Here is a 19,250-nt window from a genome sequence, read left to right on the forward strand (position 1 = left end):
TTTCTCACGCGCGATTTGGCTCTATATTCCCCGCCATGGCGACACCTCCCGACAAGCCCAAAAAACCGAAGACACCGAAATCCAAGGCGCATCGTCCCGACGTGCAGCCGATCGCGCCGGCGCTCGCCGAGCTGCTCAATCCCGCGATCAATCGCGGCGAGAGCGGCGTCGGCTCGCAGACCGGCCTGCAGCCGCCGCCGGACAATTCCTGGGACCGCCGCGCCGGCGGCGAGGCTGCGGCCCACCGCGCCCGTGCGTCGACCCGCACCGTCGATGGCAACGCAGCGCTGCCGCCGGATCCGCTGCCCGACCGCAACATGACGCGCAACACCAAGGCAGCGCGGCACAGCCCACTGCGATCGCAGCCTCAGCCGCCGGGCGCGCGCGCCGCCCCGGAGGCCAGCGGCCTCGAGGAAGCGCCGCAGGCCAACTACGGCACCTCCGCGACCATCCCGACCATGGATCCGGAGCTCGCCAGGCAGCTCGGCTTCGACGTCGAGGACGACGACACGCTGGCGCGCCCGGCGCGCAACAAGATGGAAGCTCTCGGCGTCGCCGCGACGGCGGACGCGCTCGAGAGCCTGATCCGTGACGGCCGACCGGAATTCCGCAACAACGACGGCAGCCTGCGCGTGTGGACACCCCACCGCCCGGCGCGCCCGGAGAAATCCGAAGGCGGCGTCCGCTTCGAGCTCAAGTCGGAATACGTCCCCAAGGGCGACCAGCCGCAGGCGATCAAGGAGCTGGTGGAAGGCATCGAGCGCAACGACCGCACCCAGGTGCTGCTCGGCGTCACCGGCTCGGGCAAGACCTACACCATGGCGCAGGTGATCCAGGCGACGCAGCGCCCGGCGATCATCCTCGCGCCCAACAAGACGCTGGCCGCCCAGCTCTACGGCGAGTTCAAGAACTTCTTCCCGGACAACGCGGTCGAGTACTTCGTCTCGTACTACGACTACTACCAGCCGGAAGCCTACGTTCCGCGCACCGACACCTATATCGAGAAGGATTCCTCGATCAACGAGCAGATCGACCGCATGCGCCACTCGGCGACGCGCGCGCTGCTCGAGCGTGACGACGTCATCATCGTCGCCTCGGTGTCCTGCATCTACGGTATCGGCTCGGTCGAGACCTATACCGCGATGACCTTCGCGCTGAAGAAGAACGAGCGCGTCGACCAGCGCCAGCTGATCGCCGATCTCGTGGCGCTGCAGTACAAGCGCATCAGCGCCGATTTCACCCGCGGCACCTTCCGCGTCCGCGGCGACACCATCGACATCTTCCCGGCGCACTACGAAGACCGCGCCTGGCGCGTCAACCTGTTCGGCGACGTGGTCGAGAGCATCGAGGAGTTCGACCCGCTCACCGGCCACAAGAGCGACGAGCTCGAGTTCATCAAGGTCTACTCCAACTCGCACTACGTCACGCCGCGGCCGACGCTGATCCAGGCCATCAAGGGCATCAAGGCCGAGCTGAAATGGCGGCTCGACCAGTTGCATGCCCAGGGCCGGCTGCTGGAGGCGCAGCGGCTCGAGCAGCGCACCACCTTCGACATCGAGATGCTGGAGGCGACCGGCAGCTGCGCCGGCATCGAGAACTATTCGCGCTACCTCACCGGCCGCCGGCCGGGCGAGCCGCCGCCGACCCTGTTCGAGTACGTCCCCGACGACGCGCTGGTGTTCCTCGATGAAAGCCATGTCACCGCGCCGCAGATCGGCGCCATGTTCCGCGGCGACTTCCGCCGCAAGGCGACGCTCGCCGAGTACGGCTTCCGCCTGCCCTCGTGCATGGATAACCGTCCGCTACGGTTCGAGGAATGGGACGCGATGCGGCCGCAGTCGGTCGCGGTGTCGGCAACGCCGGCGGGATGGGAGATCAACGAGAGCGGCGGCGTGTTCGTCGAGCAGGTCATCCGCCCGACCGGCCTGACTGATCCGCCGGTGCACATCCGCCCGGCCCGCACCCAGGTCGACGACCTCGTCGGCGAGGTGCGCGCGACCGCTGCGGCCGGCTACCGCACGCTGATCACGGTGCTGACCAAGCGCATGGCGGAGGATCTCACCGAATACCTGCACGAGCAGGGCATCCGCGTGCGCTACATGCACTCCGACATCGACACCATCGAGCGCATCGAGATCATCCGCGACCTGCGGCTTGGCGCCTTCGATGCCCTGGTGGGCATCAACCTGTTGCGCGAGGGCCTCGACATTCCCGAATGCGCCCTCGTCGCCATCCTCGATGCCGACAAGGAAGGCTTCCTGCGCAGCGAGACCTCGCTGATCCAGACCATCGGCCGTGCCGCGCGCAACGTCGACGGCAAGGTCATTCTCTACGCCGACCAGATGACCGGCTCGATGCAGCGCGCGATCGCCGAGACCGATCGCCGCCGCGAGAAGCAGGTCGCGTACAACGTCGCCAACGGCATCACGCCGGAGAGCGTCAAGAAGTCGATCGGCGACATCCTCAACAGCGTCTATGAGCGCGACCATGTGCTGGTCGAGGTCGGCGACGGCGGCCTCGCCGATGACGTCGTCAGCATCGGCCACAATTTCGAGGCCGTGCTTGCCGACCTCGAAACGCGGATGCGGGAAGCCGCGGCCGATCTCAACTTCGAGGAGGCGGCGCGGCTGCGCGACGAGGTCAAGCGGCTGCGCGCCACCGAACTCGCGGTCGTCGACGATCCTACGGTCAAGCAGCGCACGGTCACCACCAAGGCCGGGGCCTATGCCGGCAGCCGCAAGTACGGCGACGCCGCCAACCTGCCGCCCAGCCAGGGCAAGGGCACGCGCGCGCGCAAGCCCGGCCTCGACGAGATGGGCCCCGGCATGGAGTCGAAACCCTATCGCCCCGGTGCCTCGCCGCGCTCGTCGGCCGGTGCACCGGGCAAACGCGGCGGCTGGAAGCGGCGCTGACGCGCCGCTGTTCCGCAGCCTCCCCGACAGCTCCTCGCCTGCCTCAGCACCGTCATCTTCATGTCAGCCTCCCACCTCCGCTCCGCTGCCCCAGATCACCTTTGACGACTTCGCCAAGGTCGACATTCGCCTCGGCCGTATCCTCGAGGTGCTGCCCTTTCCCAAAGCGCGCAATCCGTCGTGGAAGCTGCGCATCGACCTCGGCGATCTCGGCGAGAAATGGTCGAGCGCCCAGATCACGAACTATGCGCCTGACGAACTGATCGGCACACTCGTGGTGTGTGTCGCCAACTTTGCGCCGCGCAACATCGCCGGCTTTCTCTCCGAGGTGCTGGTGCTCGGCGTCGCCGACAGCGCCGGCAAGGTGATTCTGCTGTCGCCGCGGAGCCCGCAGGCTGGGAATTTTCTGCCTAACGGCGCGAAGATTTATTAACCCCGCGCACCGCCATTCACCGCAGCGGCGCACGACGCGTGCACATACGCGGCGCATCGTCCGTCATTATAGGCAATGTCGGGGGGCTTCTAAGGAATCGGTAACGCTTCACATCCATTTGGCTTGATCAACTGGCGCTTCATTCACTAGTGCAGGGCGCGTCTTGTCGTTTTCTGCGTGCTGCGAGTCTGGTTATGGATGCCTCTTCCGCCCGCCAATGCGTGCTGGCCTTTCTCGAAGCCTTCTATGCCGGCAATGCCGAGCGCGTCGCACAATGCTGCGACGACGGCTTCACATCCGTGACCTACGCCCCCGTGGAGGTGTTTCCGCATCTGGGGTTCAAGCAGGGCAAGGAATGGATCGCCGAATCGATTCGGATTCACGACGAGCGGTTCTCCAGCCGTCGTCATTCCCTGCGCTTCATCGCCGTCGAGGGATTGCGGGTGGCGACCCTGTCCGACGTCAGCCTGGTCAAGCGCAACGACCAGCGCGTCGTCAAGCTGACGGTCGGTGAGTTCTTCACCATGACCGGCGGCCGCATCCTGGAGCATCGCGCATTCTTCGATTCGCTCGACCTGCTGCAGCAATTGCTCGGCCGTGACCTCACCGAGGCCTTTGCCGCCAGCGCCAGGCAGGCCATGCTCCGCTAGCACGGAGCCGCTTACCCGACCTGCGGCCGCCGGCAGGCCGCCTTGCGGCGCCGGGGCCCACCCTGGAGCGTTTCAGGATCCGCGTGGGTGTCCCGGGATCCCTGACGGGAACTGCCCACTGTCTGGTCTGCGCTGCCAAACTGGGCCGGCTGGTACACCACGGCATTTGTGCAATGCAACAATTGCAATGGTCATCAGGCCTGTCCCCCTCTATATGGGGTGCAACACGTTGGACTGCAGCATCCCTTAGGCCCCGCGCCGCGAATGGCGCCTGTGGCCCGTTTTGCTGTTTTTTTGCTTATCAAAATCTCCAAGGCCGATCGCATGACAGAGCACAGTCTCTGGCGTTTTTCGCGCGCGTTGCATCTTGCCATCAATGAGGGCGAGCTGGAGCAGTTGAACGCCATTCTCGATGAAGAGGTCGATTGGGCAATCTATGGCCCGATCGACATGTTTCCGTTCCTCGGCGCGCGGCGCGGCAAGGAGGCCGTGCTCGAGGTCTGCCGGCAGATCGCCGACAACATCAGCATTCGCCGTTTCGACCGCGAATCGGTGATGCTGGGCGAGGAACAGGCGTCCTCGCTGGTGCGCTATTCGCTGATCGCGGCGGACTCCAGCAAGCCGATCAGCGTCCGTGCCGCCTACTTCACCCAGTTCAAGCGCGGCCGGCTGTCCTGCATGCGCATGGTGCTCGACACCTTCGACCTGGTGGAGCAGGCGCTCGGCCACCCGATCCACCTGCCGGCCGCAGTCTGACGGCGCGCAGGACAGCGGCATCACGATTGAAACAACAAACGCCGTCCCGGTGACCCGGGACGGCGTTTGCATGTTCACGCGTGTCGGGCGCGATCAGGTGTTGGTGAGCGCCACGCGGAAACCGGCCTCGGTCTTGGCCTTGACCTCGTCGAGCGTCACGCCGTCGGCGAGCTCGATCAGCGTCATGCCATCCTTGCCGTGCTTGTCGATGGTGAACACCGCGAGATCGGTGATCACCATGTCGACCACGCGCTCGCCGGTCAGCGGCAGCGAGCAGCGTTGCAGCAGCTTGGCGCCGTCCTTGGCGACATGCTCCATCACCACGACCACGCGCTTGACGCCGGCGACGAGGTCCATGGCGCCGCCCATGCCCTTCACCATCTTGCCGGGGATCATCCAGTTGGCGAGGTCGCCGTTCTCGGCGACCTGCATGGCGCCGAGGATCGACAGGTCGATGTGGCCGCCGCGCACCATCGCGAACGAGTCGGCGCTGGAGAAGTAGCTGGTGGTCGGCAGCTCGGTGACGGTCTGCTTGCCGGCGTTGATCAGGTCCGGGTCCTCTTCGCCCTCATAGGGGAAGGGGCCCATGCCGAGCATGCCGTTCTCGCTCTGCAGCTGAACGTCGACGCCTTCGGGGATGTAGTTGGACACCAGCGTCGGGATGCCGATGCCGAGATTGACGTAGAAGCCGTCGCGCAGTTCCTTCGCCGCGCGGGCGGCCATCTGTTCACGGGTCCAGGCCATGGGGATTCTCCTTCGCTGGGTCAGGCTGCCGGGCGCTTGCGCGTGGTGCGCTGCTCGATCCGCTTCAGTTCGGTGCCGACCTCGATGATGCGGTTGACGTAGATGCCGGGGGTGTGGATGTGGTCGGGATCGATCTCGCCGGCCGGAACCAGATGCTCGACCTCGGCGATGGTGATGCGCGCCGCGGTCGCCATCATCGGGTTGAAGTTCCGCGCGGTCTTGCGGAACACGAGGTTGCCGGCAGTATCGCCCTTCCAGGCGTGCACGATCGCGAGGTCGGCGAACAGGCCGGTCTCCAGGATGTACTTCTCGCCGTTGAACTCCTTCACTTCCTTGCCTTCGGCGATCAGCGTGCCGACGCCCGTCTTGGTGTAGAAGCCGGGAATGCCGGCGCCGCCGGCACGGATGCGCTCGGCGAGCGTGCCCTGCGGATTGAACTCGAGCTCGAGCTCACCGGCGAGGTACTGCTGCGCGAACAGCTTGTTCTCGCCGACATAGGACGAGATCATCTTCTTGATCTGGCGCGTCTCCAGCAGCCGGCTAAGGCCGATGCCGTCGACGCCGGCATTGTTGGAGACCACGGTGAGGTTCTTCACGCCCGACTCGCGCAGCGCGTCCGACAGCGTTTCGGCGATGCCGCACAGACCAAAACCGCCGGACATGACCATCATGCCGTCCTTGAGGATGCCGTCGAGCGCGGATTTCGCGTCCGGATAGACCTTGTTCATCGCTGTCCAACCTGATCGAAGAGGGAGGGAAGTTGCAGAGACTATTAGGCGAAATCGTCAAGACCCGTCAATCTGGCGGGCCGCGTCCCAGCCGCGCGGCAGGCGCCGGTCGCGCAGGCCCCGCACGGGGCGCAGGCAGGACCGCCCCGCGCCCCCTCGGGGGGCCGCCGATGGCCTTGAAAGCGTCAAGAAAAACCATCAAGTTGCAACCGAACATGGCCGAACTCGCGGTCCGCCAAGCCAGCAACCTGATCCGGATTACAGTTTGACGATAGCCCAGGGAATTAAGCGCCTCGGGACGCCGATCGCGGCGTTTCTCGGTGTCGTCGTGATCGGGCTGGCGGCGGTCTCCTGGCTGACCGATCGCGCTGCCGTGTTGCGCGCGGTCGAGAACCAGCTGCGCGCCGCCACCGGCCTCGACCTCGTCGTCGACGGCGACAGCACTGTCTCGTTGTTTCCGGGCAGCTATGTCGTGCTCCATCGCGTCGGCCTGCGCGGCAGCAGCGCGGAGCCGCCGCTGCTCGTCGACAGCCTGACCGCGAACCTGCGCCTCGTGCCGCTGCTGATGCGGCGGTTCGAGATCGCCGACGTCACGCTGGAGCAGCCGCGCATCCTGGTGACGCGCTCGGCCGACGGCCGCAGCAACTGGACGCCGATCGTCGAAACGCTGGCACGGACCATCAAGCCGGGCGTCGACAGCCCGGTGTCGTTCTCGGAAATCCGGGTCAAGGACGGCTTCCTCGTCTATCGCGACGATGCGCGGCAGGTGAAGGAAACGGTGACCGGCGCCGACATGTCGTTCGCCTGGCCGTCGATCTCGCGCTCGTTCGCCGCGACAGGCCAGTTCGACTGGCGCGGCGAGCGCATCGACGGCAGCGTCAGCATCAATGACTTCATCGCCGCACTGTCGGGCGAGCGCTCCGGCATCAAGGCCCGCATCGCCGGCCGGCTGCTCAAATTCGCGTTCGATGGTGCCGTCGCCGACCGCGCCAGCCTGATGATGGAAGGGACGCTGACCGCGGACTCCACCTCGCTGCGCGATGCGCTGCACTGGATCGGCCACGATGTCCCCGGCGAAAACGGCTTCGGCCGCTTCGCACTGAAGGCGCGCGCCAATCTCGTCGGGCCGTCGGTGGCCCTGACCAACGTCAACATGGAGATCGACGGCAACGTCACCGAGGGCGTGCTGACCTACAGCAACGACACCCGCCAGACGCTGCAGGCGACGCTGGCCTCCGAGACCCTCGATATCTCGCCCTACATCAGCACCATCCGCCTGCTCGCCAGCGGCGCGCGCGACTGGAACAGGCAGACCTTCGACTTGCGCAGCCTGGCGTCGACCGACCTCGATGTGCGCCTGTCGGCCGCCAAGGTCATGGCGGGAAGCCTGCGTTTCGGCCGTACCGCAATCGGCGCCAACCTGCGCAACGGCACGCTGGCGCTCAGCGTCGGCGAAGCCCAGGTGTTCGGCGGCGTGCTGCGGGGATCGTTCGGGCTCGCCCGCGCGGATGCATCCGCCAGCATCAAATCCCAATTCCAGTTCATGGATGTGGACCTCGAGGCGTTTGCCGCGGAGGTGTTCGGCAACCGTAAGCTCGCCGGCCGCGGCAATCTCAACGTCGCGCTCGAGGCCGCTGGCTCCAGCGCCTATGAACTGACCCAGTCGCTCGACGGCACCGTGACGCTGACCGGCCACGATGGCGCGCTGCTCGGCTTCAATGTCGATCAGCTGCTGCGCCGCCTGGAGCGCCGCCCGCTGTCCGGCGCCGGCGAATTCCGCAGCGGCCGCACGCCGTTCTCCGTCCTCAACGTCGCGCTGAAGTTCGAAAATGGCGTCGCCACACTCGACGACACCCGGATCGAGGGGCCTTCCGTCCGTGTGACGCTGAGCGGCACAGCAAGCGTGCCGTCGCGCGAGTATGACCTCAAGGGCGTCGCCAGCCTGGTGTCGGCCCCGAACGCGCCGCCGGCCTTCGAGCTGCCTTTCGTGGTCCAGGGGCCATGGGACGATCCGCTGATCTTCCCGGATTCCGATGCCCTGATCCGCCGCTCGCCGGCCTCCGCCCCGCTGCTCAACGCGGTGCGCGACAGCCGCACCCGCGACGCCGTGCGTTCGGTGATCGACCGCTTCAAGGGCGGCCCGAAACCAGCCCCCGAGACATCGGCGGCTGCTCCGGAGGCGCCCTCGCCGGCCACCTCCGAAACCCCGGCCAAGGACCCGGCTCCGGCCGCCCGCGCCAACTGACGCCCAAGCGGCCAGCTTCCGCTCTCTCCCCCTCTCCACCTTCAGGGCCGCGCCCGAACGGTCGTAGCCATGCCGCGGGGCGCCGCCGTCACTTTTCTGCCTCAATTTATCGTAAAACAATAAAAATATAACGTAAGGGATAATGGAGTTGTTCCATGGATCGAATCGGCCTGATTCCTCCGGCCGAGGACGACGTCTCGGTCCGCCTCCACCGCATCGGGCAGGTAGTGGCCATCGGCGCGCTGCTCTGCGCCGCTGTCATCGTCGGCAGCACGGCGGTGATCTGGTCCAACGACCAGTTGATTCATCGCTGGGTGGCGTGGCCGAGCCCGCTCGGCATGCGTCCCATCACCATCACCCTCGGCGCCCGGATGATCGGCATGCTGCTCGCGCTGGTCGGCGCGATCCCGGTGCTCTACGCGCTGGTGCAGCTGTCGCGGCTGTTTTCCGCCTTCGCCGGCGGACACGTGTTCGAGGACGACAACGCCGCGCGCATCCGCGGCATCGGGCTTGCGCTGATCGTCAAGGCCGTGCTGTCGCCGCCGGTCCAGATCCTCACCACATTGAACCTGACGCTCAACAACCCGCCGGATGCCCGCACGATCGGCTTCGAGATCGAGGCCGGGCATCTGATGACGGTGCTCGGCGGCCTCGCGCTGATCGCCTTCGCCACCGTGATGCGTGACGCCACCCGCCTGTCCCAGGAAAACCGCGAAATCGTGTGACCCCATGCCGATCATCGTCAACCTCGACGTCATGCTGGCGCGGCGCAAGATGCGCTCCCGCGAGCTTGCCGCCCGCATCCATCTGACCGAAGCGAACGTCTCGCTGCTCAAGTCGGGCAAGGTGCGCGGCATCCGCTTCGATACGCTGGAGCGCATCTGCCAGGTGCTCAACTGCCAACCCGGCGACATCCTGACCTACATCCCCGACCACGACAGCTCGGACCACCCGCTCGATCTGCCGCAGGCCACGCGCAAATCGGCGTAGCCGCGCTGCGCTGACGCCATCCACGTCATGCTCCCGAACGCCGGCTCGCCGGCGAACGATGACGCTCGCCCGCGCGCCGGCCACGGCCGGACGCTCCGCCCTTCAAAACCGCCGAGACTTCATCGTGCCCGCACCCCACCCCCTCGCCGTATCAGCCGCTGTCACCACGCTGCTCGCCGTCACCGCGGCGCAGGCGGAGCCATTCGACAGATCCTGGCTGTCCCCGGCGCCGATCGCCTCCAGCGCCAGCTTTAGCTGGCGCGGCGGCTATGCCGGCCTCCATGGTGGCTTCGCCCGCTTCAGCGCCGACAACCTCGCGCCGGCGCAGGGCGGCTACCTTGCCGGCGCGCAGGGCGGCTACAATGTCCAGGTCAGCGGCAGCACCGTGCCTGCGGTGTTCGGCATCGAGCTCGAGGGCAGCTATCTGTGGCGGCAGACGTCGCGGCCGCAGACTGCGGCCGGCAGCATCGCGCCGCGCTGGATCGGCGCGGCGAAGCTGCGCACCGGCATCGTGCTCGGCCGCTTCCTGCCCTACGCCACCGCCGGCCTCGCGCTGGTGCACAGCGAGGAGCCGGTCGCCGACGGCCGGGGCTGGCAGATCGGCTATCTATACGGCGGTGGCCTCGAATATGCCGTGACTGACACGGTCTCGATCAAGGCCGAGTACAACTACCTGCAGCTCGGCCGTACGCCGAGCGACAATCGCCTCGAATTCATGTCGAGCCGGCCGCTGACCGCCCAGACCATCAAGGCCGGCGCCAACATTCGATTCTAGCCTGTTCTCGCCTGTTCTCGCCACTTCACAGCGGCGCGGCGCTCTCGCCCTCGCGGCTCGACAGCTTGGAGGCGAGCGAGGCCGCGACGATGACCACCGCGACCGCCGCGACAACCAGGGTGCAGATCGCATTGATCTCCGGCTTCACGCCGAGGCGCACCTCGGAATAGATCCGGATCGGCAAGGTGGCCGAGCCCGGGCCGGTGGTAAAGCTCGCGATCACGAGATCGTCGAGCGACAGCGTGAAGGCGAGCAGCCAGCCAGCGATCACCGCCGGCAGGATCAGCGGCAGCGTGACGGCGACGAACGCATGCGCCGGTGCGCACCCGAGATCCATCGCCGCCTCCTCCAGGCTGCGGTCGATGCCGCGCAGGCGCGACTGCACCACCACGGCGACGAAGCACATGGTCAGCGTGGTGTGGGCGATCGTCACCGTCCAGAAGCCGCGCTCGGCCGCGGTCGCCACGAACAGCAGCAGCAGCGACAGTCCGGTGATGACTTCCGGCATCACCAGCGGCGCATAGAGCATACCCGAGAACAGCGTGCGGCCCCGGAAACTCTCCCCCCGCGACAGCGCGATCGCCGCGAGCGTGCCGAGCACGGTGGCGGCGGTTGCCGAGGCGACCGCCACGCGCAGGCTCATCCAGGCGGCATCCAGCATCGCGCGGTCGTGGAAGAACTCCGCATACCAGCGCAGCGACCAGCCGCCCCACACCGTGACGAGGCGCGAGGCGTTGAACGAGTAGACCATCAGGATGACGATCGGCAGATAGAGAAACGCAAGGCCGAGCGCCAGTGAGATGGCGTTGAAGGGCGAGAAACGCCGGGTGTGTCGGGCCATCAGCGCGCCCCGTCGAGCTGGCGGCGCTGCAGCTTCTCGTAGACCAGCAGCGGCACGAGCAGCACCAGCAGCAACACCACGGCGATGGCGGAGGCCACCGGCCAGTCCTTGTTGGTGAAGAACTCCAGCCACAGCGTCTGGCCGATCATCATGCGGTCGGAGCCGGCGAGCAGGTCGGGAATGACGAACTCGCCGACGATCGGGATGAAGCACAGCAGCACACCGGCGCCGACGCCGGGCAGCGACAGCGGCACCGTCACCAGCCAGAACGCCTTCAGGCGCGAGCAGCCGAGGTCGGCCGCCGCCTCCAGCAGCGCCCCGTCGAGCCTGGCGAGCGTGGCGTAGAGCGGCAGGATCATGAACGGGAAATACGAGTAGACGATGCCGAGATACATCGCGCTGTCGGTCGCCAGCCAGACCAGCGGCCGATCGATGATGTGCAGCTTCAGCAGCACGGTGTTGAGCAGGCCGTCGTGCTGCAGCACGTTGATCCAGGCATAAATGCGGATCAGGAACGAGGTCCAGAACGGCACGATCACCAGCATCATCGCCAGCGGCTGCCAGCGCGCCGGCAGCCGCGCCATGGCATAGGCCATCGGATAGCCGATGACGAGCAGCAGCGCGGTCGCCGTCAACGCCACCGTGAGGCTGCGCAGGTAGGACAGCACGTAGAGATCGTCGGAGGTCAGCAGCGAAAAGTTCGCGACGTCGAGCTGCGCCAGCGCCGCCCTGAACGCCTGCCAGCCCTGGTCGAGCGGAAACAGCGGTACATAGGGTGGCTGGGCGATCGCCGTCTGCGACAGGCTGATCTTGAGCACGAACGCGAAAGGCACCAGGAAGAACAGCACCATCCACAGATAGGGCAGGATCGCGGCGAGCCGCGCCGGCCGGGTGAAGACGCGACGGCCGGTCATGGCGTCACGCCTCCAGCACGACGCAGGCGTCCGGCGCGAAGGTCGCGACCACACGCTGCCCCGCCGCAACCCCGTCGCCGGCCCGGCGCGAGCCGTTCGCTGCCGACACCCGCAGCACACAGCCGCCATCGAGCCGGATACGGCAGACCGATGCGGCGCCGAGATAGGTGACGTCGAGCACCTCGCCGGCCAGCCGGTTGCGCTCCGTCTGGTCCGCGGCGTCCGCCGGCACAAGGCGGATCTTCTCCGGCCTGATGGCGATGCAGACCTCGTTCGCGGCGCGATCGGGCGCGGCGGCGGTTGCGACGATCGGCCCGGCGTCGCGGCCGGCGACGGTGATCTCGCCGGCGCCACGCGCCGTGACGGCGCCCTCGATCATATTGATGTCGCCGACGAAGCCGGCGATCCAGCGCGAGTTCGGCGCCTCGTAGAGATCGCGCGGCGTCGCGACCTGGACGAGGCGGCCGCGGTCCATCACCCCGATGCGGTCGGCGACCGTCATCGCCTCGTCCTGGTCGTGGGTAACGATGACGAAGGTGGTGCCGAGCCGGCGCTGCACGTCGAGCAGCTCGGCCTGGGTGCTTTCGCGCAGCTTCTTGTCGAGCGCCGCCAGCGGCTCGTCGAGCAGCAGGATGCGCGGCCGCCGCGCCAGCGCCCGGGCGAGCGCGACGCGCTGGCGCTGGCCGCCGGAGAGCTGGTCGGGCTTGCGGGCGGCAAGCTCTTCGAGCCGAACCAGCGCCAGCATCTCCTGGACGCGCTCGGCAATCTGTGGCTTCGGCATGCCGGCGCGGCGCAGCCCGAAAGCGATGTTGTCAGCGACCGTCAGGTGCGGAAACAGCGCGTAGCTCTGGAACATCATGTTGACCGGCCGCCGATAGGGCGGCACCGGCGCGATGTCGGTGCCATCGAGCAGGATCTGGCCGTCGTCCGGCGCCTCGAAACCCGCCAGCATGCGCAGCAGCGTGGTCTTGCCGCAACCGCTCGGCCCGAGCAGGGCGAAGAACTCACCGGCCTGGATGTCGAGCGAGAGGCCATCCACCGCGGTAAAGCTGCCGAAGCGTTTGACGACGGATGCGACGCGCAGCAGCGGCTGCGCGCCTTGTGTGGCGGTCTGCCGACGATCAGCCATGCCCCATTGCCCCCTCGACCGCAGGACCAACACCCGCCGGCGCACCGCGCCCCCGCCGCTTCACCAAGATGCAGAACCTCCTTCAACCTTGATGACGAAAACCGGTCTCCGGAATCGGCCGGACCGGCAGCAAGGTCAAGGGGATTTTGGCCGCAGCGGGCGGATCGTCCCCGCCGCGGCGGGGCAGCCGGCCTGACGGAACGATGGCGCGCCGTCAGCCGGTCTTGCGGGCGTCGGTGTCGTGCCAGGCCGCGCCCACGAGGGCGGCATATTGCGCGATCGGCGCCGGGCGGCCGAGGAAATAGCCCTGCACCTGGTCGCAGTTCTCCTGGGCGAGGAAGGTGAGCTGCTCCTGGGTCTCAACCCCCTCGGCGACGATGGAAATGTCGAGGCCGTGGCCGAGGCCGATCATGGCGCGGATGATGGCGGCGGACTGGGCATTGCGGCCGAGATTGAGCACGAAGGTGCGGTCGATCTTGATCTTGTCGAACGGGAACGCCTGCAGATAGGTCAGGGACGAGTAGCCGCTGCCGAAGTCGTCCATGGCGATGCGCACACCCAGAGCCTTGAGCCGGCGCAGCAGCGACAGGCCGCGGTCGAAGTCGTCGATCAGCACGCCTTCCGTAATCTCGAGCTCCAGCCGTCCCGGCTGCAGCCCCGTTTCCAGCAGAATCGAGTGCACGAGGCCGACGAGATCGCCGTGCTGGAACTGGGCCGGCGACAGGTTGACCGCCACCTGCATCGGCTTCGTCCACGATGCCGCCTCGCGGCAGGCCTCGCGCAGGATCCATTCGCCGAGTTCGACGATCAGGCCGCTCTCCTCGGCCAGCGGAATGAAGTCGCTGGGCGGCACGAAACCGCGCGTCGGATGGATCCAGCGCGCCAGCGCCTCGAAGCCGACGAACTCCGGGTCGATGACGCCGTGACCGGTGAGCGCCTGGGGTTGGTAATAGAGCGACAGCTGGCCGTTGCGAACGGCGGCGGCGAGATCCTGGTGCAGCACGCGGCGGTCGCGGATCTGCTGATCGGTCTCCGCCTCGAACACGATGACCGAACCGCGGCCCTTGGCCTTGGCTCGGAACAGCGCCACGCTGGCGTTCGCCAGCAGCGACGCGGCGTCGGCGCCGTTGCGCGGGAAGATCGAGATGCCGATGGTCAACCCGGTACGGACCGACTTGCCGTCGATCATGAACTCGGCCCGCATGCAGTCCATCAACTGCTCGGCGAGCGCAAGGCCGGCGCGCGGCTGCGGACCGTCGATGATCAGGCCGAACTCGTCGCCGCTGAGGCGCGCGACCACGCCGCCGCGCGCGACCTCCAGGATCCGGCGCGACACCTCGATCAGCAGCTGATCGCCGGTCGAATGGCCGAACACATCGTTGATTTCCTTCAGCCGATCCATGTCGATCGACAGCACCGCGAACTCCTCGTTGGTACCGCCGCAGGCATCGATCATCTGGGTCAGCGCCTGGATGAAGGCGGCCCGGTTCGGCAGGTCCGTCAGGGTGTCGTGATACGCCATGTGCGCGATGCGCGACTCGGTCTGGCGGCGATCGGTGATGTCCTCGTTGGTCTTGATCAGGTATTGCGGCTCACCCGCCTCGTCGAGTACCGTGACGCGCCGCGTCAGGAACAGGCGCAGGCCGTTGCGGGTCTGGATCGGCTGCTCCTCGACGGTCGAGCCCTTCTTGCGGATCGCGATATTGTCACGCTCCACGATCAGCCGCGCGGCAGATCCGTAGATCTCCTCCACGGTCGAGCCGACCACCGCCTCGCGCTCGCGGTGGAAGATCTTTTCGGCGCCGCGGTTGACGAACAGGTACTGACCATCGCTGACGCGCTTGACGTCCAGCGCGAGCGGGATGTTGTCGATGATCATCTCCAGGAACTTCTTGGTGTCTTCGAGTTCGCTGGAGAGGTTGCGGCGTTCGGTGACATCCTCGAACAGCGCGATCAGGAATTCGGGCTGACCGTTCTCGTTGCGTGCGACCACGCGGTTGCTGTCGAGCACCCGCATCTGGCCGTCGCGCTCGACCGAAAATTCCGAGCGCAGCCGTCCACTCGGCGAGGCGATCGCGGCGCGGTCGAGCTCGTTGACACTGATCGACGCCCGCAGCGTGAACAGCTCGTCGGCGAGCTTGCCGATGAGCTGTTCGCGCGGCAGTTGCGAAAATTGCTCGAAGGCGCGGTTGGCGAGGATATAGCGGCCATCCTCGATGCTCTTGGCGGCAACACAGACCGGTATGTTGTCGATCACCGACTCCAGGAAGCGCTTGGTGGTGGCGAGCTGGCGTGACAGCTGGCGCTGTTCGGTGATGTCCTCGTGGGTGGAGATGGTGCCGCCATTGCGCAGGCGGCGATGCTTGACCAGGATCGCGCGCCCGTCCGGCAGTTCGGTGACGTAGCCGGCGTCGCTCGTCACGCCGCGGAAGAATTCGCCGGGATCGCACTCGAACCCGGACACCCGGCGACGCATCTCGAACAGCTCACGGCCCGACATGCCGAGATGCAGGTCGGAACGCGACAGGGTGTAGAGCCTGAGATAGCTGTCGTTGCAGAACACCAGGCAGTTCTCGGCATCGACCATGACGATGCCAAGGCTCATGTTGTTGAGCGCGGCCTGGACGAAGGCGGTGTTGCGGCGGTTGCTGCGCTTGGCGCGCTCCAGCGCCGACATGATCCAGACGATGACCGCGGCGAGGCAGGAGAAAATGGCAAAGCCGGTCAGCAGGATCAGCCAGATCATGTTGGGATCGGCGCCGGTCTCGACGGCGACGCTGTCGCCGGCAAGCGCGACCGCCGACATGAGCCCCATCACGAGCATGCATGCCGCCGCGGTTGCGAGACCGATCGCTTTGCCGCCCCCCCGACTGTGCATGCCACTCACCAGCCACTCGCGCAATTCGGGGAGCGAGTTTCTGTTTGCAGCGGTATGAATCGGGTAAACGCGTACCCGGCCGGGCTCCGAACTTGACTTAAATTAAGGCAAATGCCCATTCATGATTAATGCAGTGATAAAACAGAGCGCTGACCTCGCCGTGCTGTGGTTAACAGAGCCTGAACACCATGGCGCCGTGCCGCATGGCGCTGTGGTTTGACGTCATCAGGGGCAAGAACCACGTTCCGGGATGACGTCATGCAGGCGGGCAGGCAACGACCCATGACGTGGGATGATGGACGAAGCTGATGGACAGGATTGATTGTATCGTCGTCGGAGCGGGCGTCGTCGGCCTCGCCATTGCCCGCCGGCTCGCGCAGGCCGGCCGCGAGGTCGTCGTTGTCGAAGCCGCCGACGATATCGGCACCGGCACCTCGTCGCGCAACAGCGAGGTGATCCATGCCGGCATCTACTATGCCGCAGGCAGCCTGATGGCGCGGCATTGCGTCGCCGGCAAGCACGCGCTCTACGCCTATTGCGAGGACCATGGCATTCCACACAGGCGCTGCGGCAAGCTGATCGTCGCGACCTCGGCCGAGGACAACGCCAAACTCGGCGCCATCCGGGCCCGCGCAGCCGGCAACGGCGTCGACGATCTCGTCCTGCTCGATGCCGCTGCGGCACGCGCGCTCGAGCCGGCGCTGAACTGCACGGCGGCACTGCTGTCGCCGTCGACCGGGATCATCGACAGCCATGCCTACATGCTGGCGCTGCGCGGCGACGCCGAGGCGGCCGGCGCCATGATCGCCTTCAACGCACCGCTGCAGCGTGCGGTGATCGCGGCGGACGGCATCACCGCCGAGGTCGGCGGCGACGCGCCGATGACGCTGGCTTGTCGGCTGCTGGTCAATGCCGCGGGGCTCCAGGCGCCGGCGCTGGCCCGCGCCATCGACGGCCTGTCGCGCGAGCATATTCCCACCGCCTATCTCGCCAAGGGCAACTATGTCAGCTGCAATGCCCGCGCGCCGTTCACCCACCTGATCTATCCGGTCCCCGAACCTGGCGGCCTCGGCGTTCACCTCACCCTCGACATGGCGGGGCAGGCGAAGTTCGGGCCGGATGTCGAGTGGGTCAGCACGATGGACTATGAGGTCGATCCCGCGCGTGTGGCACGCTTCTATCCGGCGATCCGCCGCTACTGGCCGGCGCTACCCGACGGCGCGCTGGCGCCCGGCTATGCCGGCATCCGTCCGAAGATCGTGCCGCCGGACATCGCGGTGCAGGACTTCCTGATTCAAGGCCCGCGCGATCACGGCGTCGATGGGCTGATCAACCTGTTCGGCATCGAATCGCCCGGCCTCACGGCATCGCTCGCGATCGCCGACCATGTTGCGCTGCTGGCCCGATAGCCGCCGTGACGACGCCACGCGCCTGGTTGCGTGGCGGCACCGCGATAAGGCCTGGCGCGGAGATGCGCGGATGCTCAAATACGAAAGCCTGTCCCGGGCAAGGCCGCCCGAAACAGGCTTTTCGTCCATCATGGCGATGTCGCCGGCACGCCCACCGCACTTGCGCTGTTTTTTTGTTCGCAACGCCTGGCTGAGATTGTCCAGTCCTGAAGTCCGTCGTTTTGTCTCAGCCGATCAGCGGGATGTCAGTGATGAATCTGTCAGTGATGGAGATGAGGAATTTCAGTCCTAATGGAGCGTATCGCTCACGGCTTGCTTCAACCGCTCGATCTCGTCCTTGACCATCAATTTACGGCGCTTCAATTCGACGATCCACAGATTGTCCGTGGACAGATGCCTCATGGCATCGTGCAATTCGCTTTCCAGAACCCGATGTTTGCGTTCCAGTTCAACGAGATGCGCCTCAATTGCCATCAGAAGTCTCCTCTATCAGATGGACCTCAGCTCTGGACCTGGACGGGTCATAGTACATTAGCCGGCGCGGCTGTCGACAGGAACGTGTTACAGCTCAGCGAAATGTCATTGCATAAGGAAAACGATCCAATTTGATTCGCCTCTGCGTCCATCGCAATGCTCGGAAGCAGTCAGTGCGCGCGGCATCTCGCTTCTGCACAACACGACAGAAGCCGTGTCTTCTCCACAGCCTGGATGGCGGCGCCGCGCCCACTTGATCCGACCGCTGGCAGGGATCATGATTTTCTGCAATGAGATTGTGGAACCGCGCCGGTTCCGGCGCCCCCGCAATCCAACTGCAGCGCATGATGACCGAACAGGACAATCAGGAATTCGCTCTGGAACTGGCCCGGCTGCAGCAGGAACATCGTGACCTCGACGCCGCCATCGAGGCGTTGCAGCACTCACCCGCCCCTGACCAGCTCCGCCTGCAGCGGTTGAAGAAGCGCAAGCTGCAGTTGCGCGACCGCATCACCTTCATCGAAGACCAGATCACCCCCGATATCATCGCCTGAGCCCGCGCTACGGCTTCAGGAGCGCATCCTGCGGCGCTCGGCCTTGCGGGCATACATTGCCTGATCGGCACGCTCGAGCGCACCCTGTGCGTCATCGGATGGCGTGAGCACGGTGACACCGGTGGACGCCCCCGACGACATCGAGTGACCGCGGAACACGAAGGTCAGGCGGTCGATCGCATCCTCGAGTGCGGCGGCCTTCGCCTTCGCGTCGGCCTCGGTCAGATTCCACAGCAGCACCGCGAACTCGTCGCCGCCGAGACGCCCGACCATGTCCGAGGACCGGACGTGGCTGAGCACCACATGGACGATCGCCTTCAACACCGCGTCACCGGCAGCGTGGCCGAACGTATCGTTGATCGGCTTGAGACGGTCGACGTCGAGCGCGATCACCGCACCGCTGGCCCGGTAGCGCCTGATATAGGCGATGGCCCGCGTCAGCTCGCGCTCGAAACCACGGCGGTTGAAGATGTCGAGCAGGGGATCGGTCTCGGCCCAGGCTTCCAGCTCCGCGATGCGTCGTTTCGCCTCGGCAAGTTTCGCGGTGAGCTTGCGGATCCGCGTCTCCAGCCGGACGCGTTCGGCCACCGGCCGGGGGGACGCGGACTTGGTCGTCGCGGTCTTGGTTCCCGCCGCCTTGGTACCGACAGTCTTGGTTCCGACAGTCTTGGCGCCGACAGTCTTGGCGCTCCGCGGCCGCTTCCCGGGCACGGCGGCGCGCGTCCGGCCAGCAGGCGTCGCGGCAGTCTCGGCGGGAGACGGCCGGCGCCGGCGCCCCGGCGGCTTCATGGTGTGCGACTGGCGCGATCTGGGCATGG

Annotated in this window: 19 protein-coding genes; 11 read left to right on the plus strand and 8 right to left on the minus strand. The window is 66.6% G+C overall.

The genetic code is table 11. From position 1 onward, the window contains the following. Positions 1-35 precede the first annotated feature (35 nt). The 4 genes from uvrB (at position 36) to AB4Z37_RS06470 (ending at position 4,751) form a co-directional block, all read left to right on the plus strand. The gene (gene uvrB, locus AB4Z37_RS06455; protein WP_441515875.1) at positions 36-2,912 is read left to right on the plus strand and encodes an excinuclease ABC subunit UvrB; all 2,877 of its coding nucleotides are present in this window, start codon (positions 36-38) and stop codon (positions 2,910-2,912) included. Further along, entirely contained in the window at positions 2,875-3,345 is a 471-nt protein-coding gene (locus AB4Z37_RS06460; RefSeq protein WP_441515876.1) for a tRNA-binding protein, read from the plus strand. The genes uvrB and AB4Z37_RS06460 overlap by 38 nt, the downstream gene beginning before the upstream one ends. A gap of 194 nt (positions 3,346-3,539) precedes the next feature. After that, positions 3,540-3,995, plus strand: a complete 456-nt coding sequence (locus AB4Z37_RS06465) for a nuclear transport factor 2 family protein (protein ID WP_441515877.1) — start codon at positions 3,540-3,542, stop codon at positions 3,993-3,995. 324 nt (positions 3,996-4,319) lie between these two features. Then, entirely contained in the window at positions 4,320-4,751 is a 432-nt protein-coding gene (locus tag AB4Z37_RS06470) for a nuclear transport factor 2 family protein (protein ID WP_441515878.1), read from the plus strand. A 93-nt stretch (positions 4,752-4,844) separates the two neighbouring features. On the opposite strand, the gene AB4Z37_RS06475 is transcribed toward AB4Z37_RS06470, so the two are convergent. Both AB4Z37_RS06475 and AB4Z37_RS06480 read right to left on the minus strand, forming a co-directional pair. After that, on the minus strand, positions 4,845-5,495 hold the full coding sequence (locus AB4Z37_RS06475) for a 3-oxoacid CoA-transferase subunit B (RefSeq protein ID WP_441515879.1): 651 nt from the start codon (positions 5,493-5,495) through the stop codon (positions 4,845-4,847). A 20-nt stretch (positions 5,496-5,515) separates the two neighbouring features. Next, positions 5,516-6,223 carry a CoA transferase subunit A gene (locus tag AB4Z37_RS06480; RefSeq protein WP_441515880.1) on the minus strand — a complete coding sequence of 236 codons (708 nt, stop codon included), beginning with the start codon at positions 6,221-6,223 and terminating at the stop codon, positions 5,516-5,518. A gap of 265 nt (positions 6,224-6,488) precedes the next feature. On the opposite strand from AB4Z37_RS06480, the gene AB4Z37_RS06485 reads away from it, so the two are divergent. The 4 genes from AB4Z37_RS06485 to AB4Z37_RS06500 all read left to right on the plus strand — a co-directional run bounded on the left by AB4Z37_RS06485 (position 6,489) and on the right by AB4Z37_RS06500 (position 10,233). Beyond that, the gene (locus tag AB4Z37_RS06485; RefSeq protein WP_441515881.1) at positions 6,489-8,468 is read left to right on the plus strand and encodes an AsmA family protein; all 1,980 of its coding nucleotides are present in this window, start codon (positions 6,489-6,491) and stop codon (positions 8,466-8,468) included. A 155-nt stretch (positions 8,469-8,623) separates the two neighbouring features. Continuing rightward, on the plus strand, positions 8,624-9,193 hold the full coding sequence (locus AB4Z37_RS06490) for a DUF2975 domain-containing protein (RefSeq protein WP_441515882.1): 570 nt from the start codon (positions 8,624-8,626) through the stop codon (positions 9,191-9,193). A 4-nt stretch (positions 9,194-9,197) separates the two neighbouring features. Further along, positions 9,198-9,458 carry a helix-turn-helix domain-containing protein gene (locus tag AB4Z37_RS06495; RefSeq protein ID WP_441515883.1) on the plus strand — a complete coding sequence of 87 codons (261 nt, stop codon included), beginning with the start codon at positions 9,198-9,200 and terminating at the stop codon, positions 9,456-9,458. A gap of 124 nt (positions 9,459-9,582) precedes the next feature. Then, positions 9,583-10,233 (plus strand): outer membrane protein, encoded by a 651-nt coding sequence (locus tag AB4Z37_RS06500; RefSeq protein WP_441515884.1) that lies wholly within the window; start codon positions 9,583-9,585, stop codon positions 10,231-10,233. Between the two features lie 25 nt (positions 10,234-10,258). On the opposite strand, the gene AB4Z37_RS06505 is transcribed toward AB4Z37_RS06500, so the two are convergent. From AB4Z37_RS06505 to AB4Z37_RS06520, 4 genes are all read right to left on the minus strand, one after another. Next, positions 10,259-11,074 carry an ABC transporter permease subunit gene (locus AB4Z37_RS06505; protein ID WP_441515885.1) on the minus strand — a complete coding sequence of 272 codons (816 nt, stop codon included), beginning with the start codon at positions 11,072-11,074 and terminating at the stop codon, positions 10,259-10,261. Further along, a complete protein-coding gene (locus tag AB4Z37_RS06510) occupies positions 11,074-11,988 on the minus strand; it encodes an ABC transporter permease (RefSeq protein WP_441515886.1) in 915 nt (304 codons plus the stop codon). The genes AB4Z37_RS06505 and AB4Z37_RS06510 overlap by 1 nt, the downstream gene beginning before the upstream one ends. A gap of 4 nt (positions 11,989-11,992) precedes the next feature. Further along, positions 11,993-13,117, minus strand: a complete 1,125-nt coding sequence (locus AB4Z37_RS06515) for an ABC transporter ATP-binding protein (protein ID WP_441515887.1) — start codon at positions 13,115-13,117, stop codon at positions 11,993-11,995. Positions 13,118-13,331: 214 nt separating this feature from the next. Then, positions 13,332-15,995, minus strand: a complete 2,664-nt coding sequence (locus AB4Z37_RS06520; RefSeq protein ID WP_441515888.1) for a sensor domain-containing protein — start codon at positions 15,993-15,995, stop codon at positions 13,332-13,334. A gap of 308 nt (positions 15,996-16,303) precedes the next feature. Here AB4Z37_RS06520 and AB4Z37_RS06525 point away from each other — a divergent pair, with 308 nt between their 5' ends. Then, positions 16,304-17,404 (plus strand): NAD(P)/FAD-dependent oxidoreductase, encoded by a 1,101-nt coding sequence (locus tag AB4Z37_RS06525; RefSeq protein ID WP_441515889.1) that lies wholly within the window; start codon positions 16,304-16,306, stop codon positions 17,402-17,404. Positions 17,405-17,474: 70 nt separating this feature from the next. After that, a complete protein-coding gene (locus tag AB4Z37_RS06530) occupies positions 17,475-17,696 on the plus strand; it encodes a hypothetical protein (RefSeq protein ID WP_441515890.1) in 222 nt (73 codons plus the stop codon). Here the strand turns inward: AB4Z37_RS06530 and AB4Z37_RS06535 are convergent. After that, a complete protein-coding gene (locus tag AB4Z37_RS06535) occupies positions 17,693-17,878 on the minus strand; it encodes a YdcH family protein (RefSeq protein WP_441515891.1) in 186 nt (61 codons plus the stop codon). The genes AB4Z37_RS06530 and AB4Z37_RS06535 overlap by 4 nt on opposite strands. 347 nt (positions 17,879-18,225) lie before the next feature. Here AB4Z37_RS06535 and AB4Z37_RS06540 point away from each other — a divergent pair, with 347 nt between their 5' ends. Beyond that, the gene (locus tag AB4Z37_RS06540; RefSeq protein WP_441515892.1) at positions 18,226-18,432 is read left to right on the plus strand and encodes a YdcH family protein; all 207 of its coding nucleotides are present in this window, start codon (positions 18,226-18,228) and stop codon (positions 18,430-18,432) included. Positions 18,433-18,447: 15 nt separating this feature from the next. Here the strand turns inward: AB4Z37_RS06540 and AB4Z37_RS06545 are convergent, their stop codons facing one another. After that, positions 18,448-19,143 carry a GGDEF domain-containing protein gene (locus tag AB4Z37_RS06545; protein WP_441515893.1) on the minus strand — a complete coding sequence of 232 codons (696 nt, stop codon included), beginning with the start codon at positions 19,141-19,143 and terminating at the stop codon, positions 18,448-18,450. Positions 19,144-19,250 lie beyond the last annotated feature (107 nt).

It is taken from the genome of Bradyrhizobium sp. 2TAF24 (assembly GCF_052115025.1).
GTDB lineage: Bacteria > Pseudomonadota > Alphaproteobacteria > Rhizobiales > Xanthobacteraceae > Bradyrhizobium_A.

What these genes read in the sequence shown, in the direction of transcription:
- uvrB (WP_441515875.1), top strand. Translation starts at nt 36, where the DNA reads ATGGCGACACCTCCCGACAAGCCCAAAAAACCGAAGACACCGAAATCC.
- AB4Z37_RS06465 (WP_441515877.1), top strand. Translation starts at nt 3,540, where the DNA reads ATGGATGCCTCTTCCGCCCGCCAATGCGTGCTGGCCTTTCTCGAAGCC.
- AB4Z37_RS06470 (WP_441515878.1), top strand. Translation starts at nt 4,320, where the DNA reads ATGACAGAGCACAGTCTCTGGCGTTTTTCGCGCGCGTTGCATCTTGCC.
- AB4Z37_RS06475 (WP_441515879.1), bottom strand. Translation starts at nt 5,495, where the DNA reads ATGGCCTGGACCCGTGAACAGATGGCCGCCCGCGCGGCGAAGGAACTG.
- AB4Z37_RS06480 (WP_441515880.1), bottom strand. Translation starts at nt 6,223, where the DNA reads ATGAACAAGGTCTATCCGGACGCGAAATCCGCGCTCGACGGCATCCTC.
- AB4Z37_RS06490 (WP_441515882.1), top strand. Translation starts at nt 8,624, where the DNA reads ATGGATCGAATCGGCCTGATTCCTCCGGCCGAGGACGACGTCTCGGTC.
- AB4Z37_RS06495 (WP_441515883.1), top strand. Translation starts at nt 9,198, where the DNA reads ATGCCGATCATCGTCAACCTCGACGTCATGCTGGCGCGGCGCAAGATG.
- AB4Z37_RS06505 (WP_441515885.1), bottom strand. Translation starts at nt 11,074, where the DNA reads ATGGCCCGACACACCCGGCGTTTCTCGCCCTTCAACGCCATCTCACTG.
- AB4Z37_RS06510 (WP_441515886.1), bottom strand. Translation starts at nt 11,988, where the DNA reads ATGACCGGCCGTCGCGTCTTCACCCGGCCGGCGCGGCTCGCCGCGATC.
- AB4Z37_RS06515 (WP_441515887.1), bottom strand. Translation starts at nt 13,117, where the DNA reads ATGGCTGATCGTCGGCAGACCGCCACACAAGGCGCGCAGCCGCTGCTG.
- AB4Z37_RS06520 (WP_441515888.1), bottom strand. Translation starts at nt 15,995, where the DNA reads ATGCACAGTCGGGGGGGCGGCAAAGCGATCGGTCTCGCAACCGCGGCG.
- AB4Z37_RS06525 (WP_441515889.1), top strand. Translation starts at nt 16,304, where the DNA reads ATGGACAGGATTGATTGTATCGTCGTCGGAGCGGGCGTCGTCGGCCTC.
- AB4Z37_RS06530 (WP_441515890.1), top strand. Translation starts at nt 17,475, where the DNA reads ATGCTCAAATACGAAAGCCTGTCCCGGGCAAGGCCGCCCGAAACAGGC.
- AB4Z37_RS06535 (WP_441515891.1), bottom strand. Translation starts at nt 17,878, where the DNA reads ATGGCAATTGAGGCGCATCTCGTTGAACTGGAACGCAAACATCGGGTT.
- AB4Z37_RS06540 (WP_441515892.1), top strand. Translation starts at nt 18,226, where the DNA reads ATGACCGAACAGGACAATCAGGAATTCGCTCTGGAACTGGCCCGGCTG.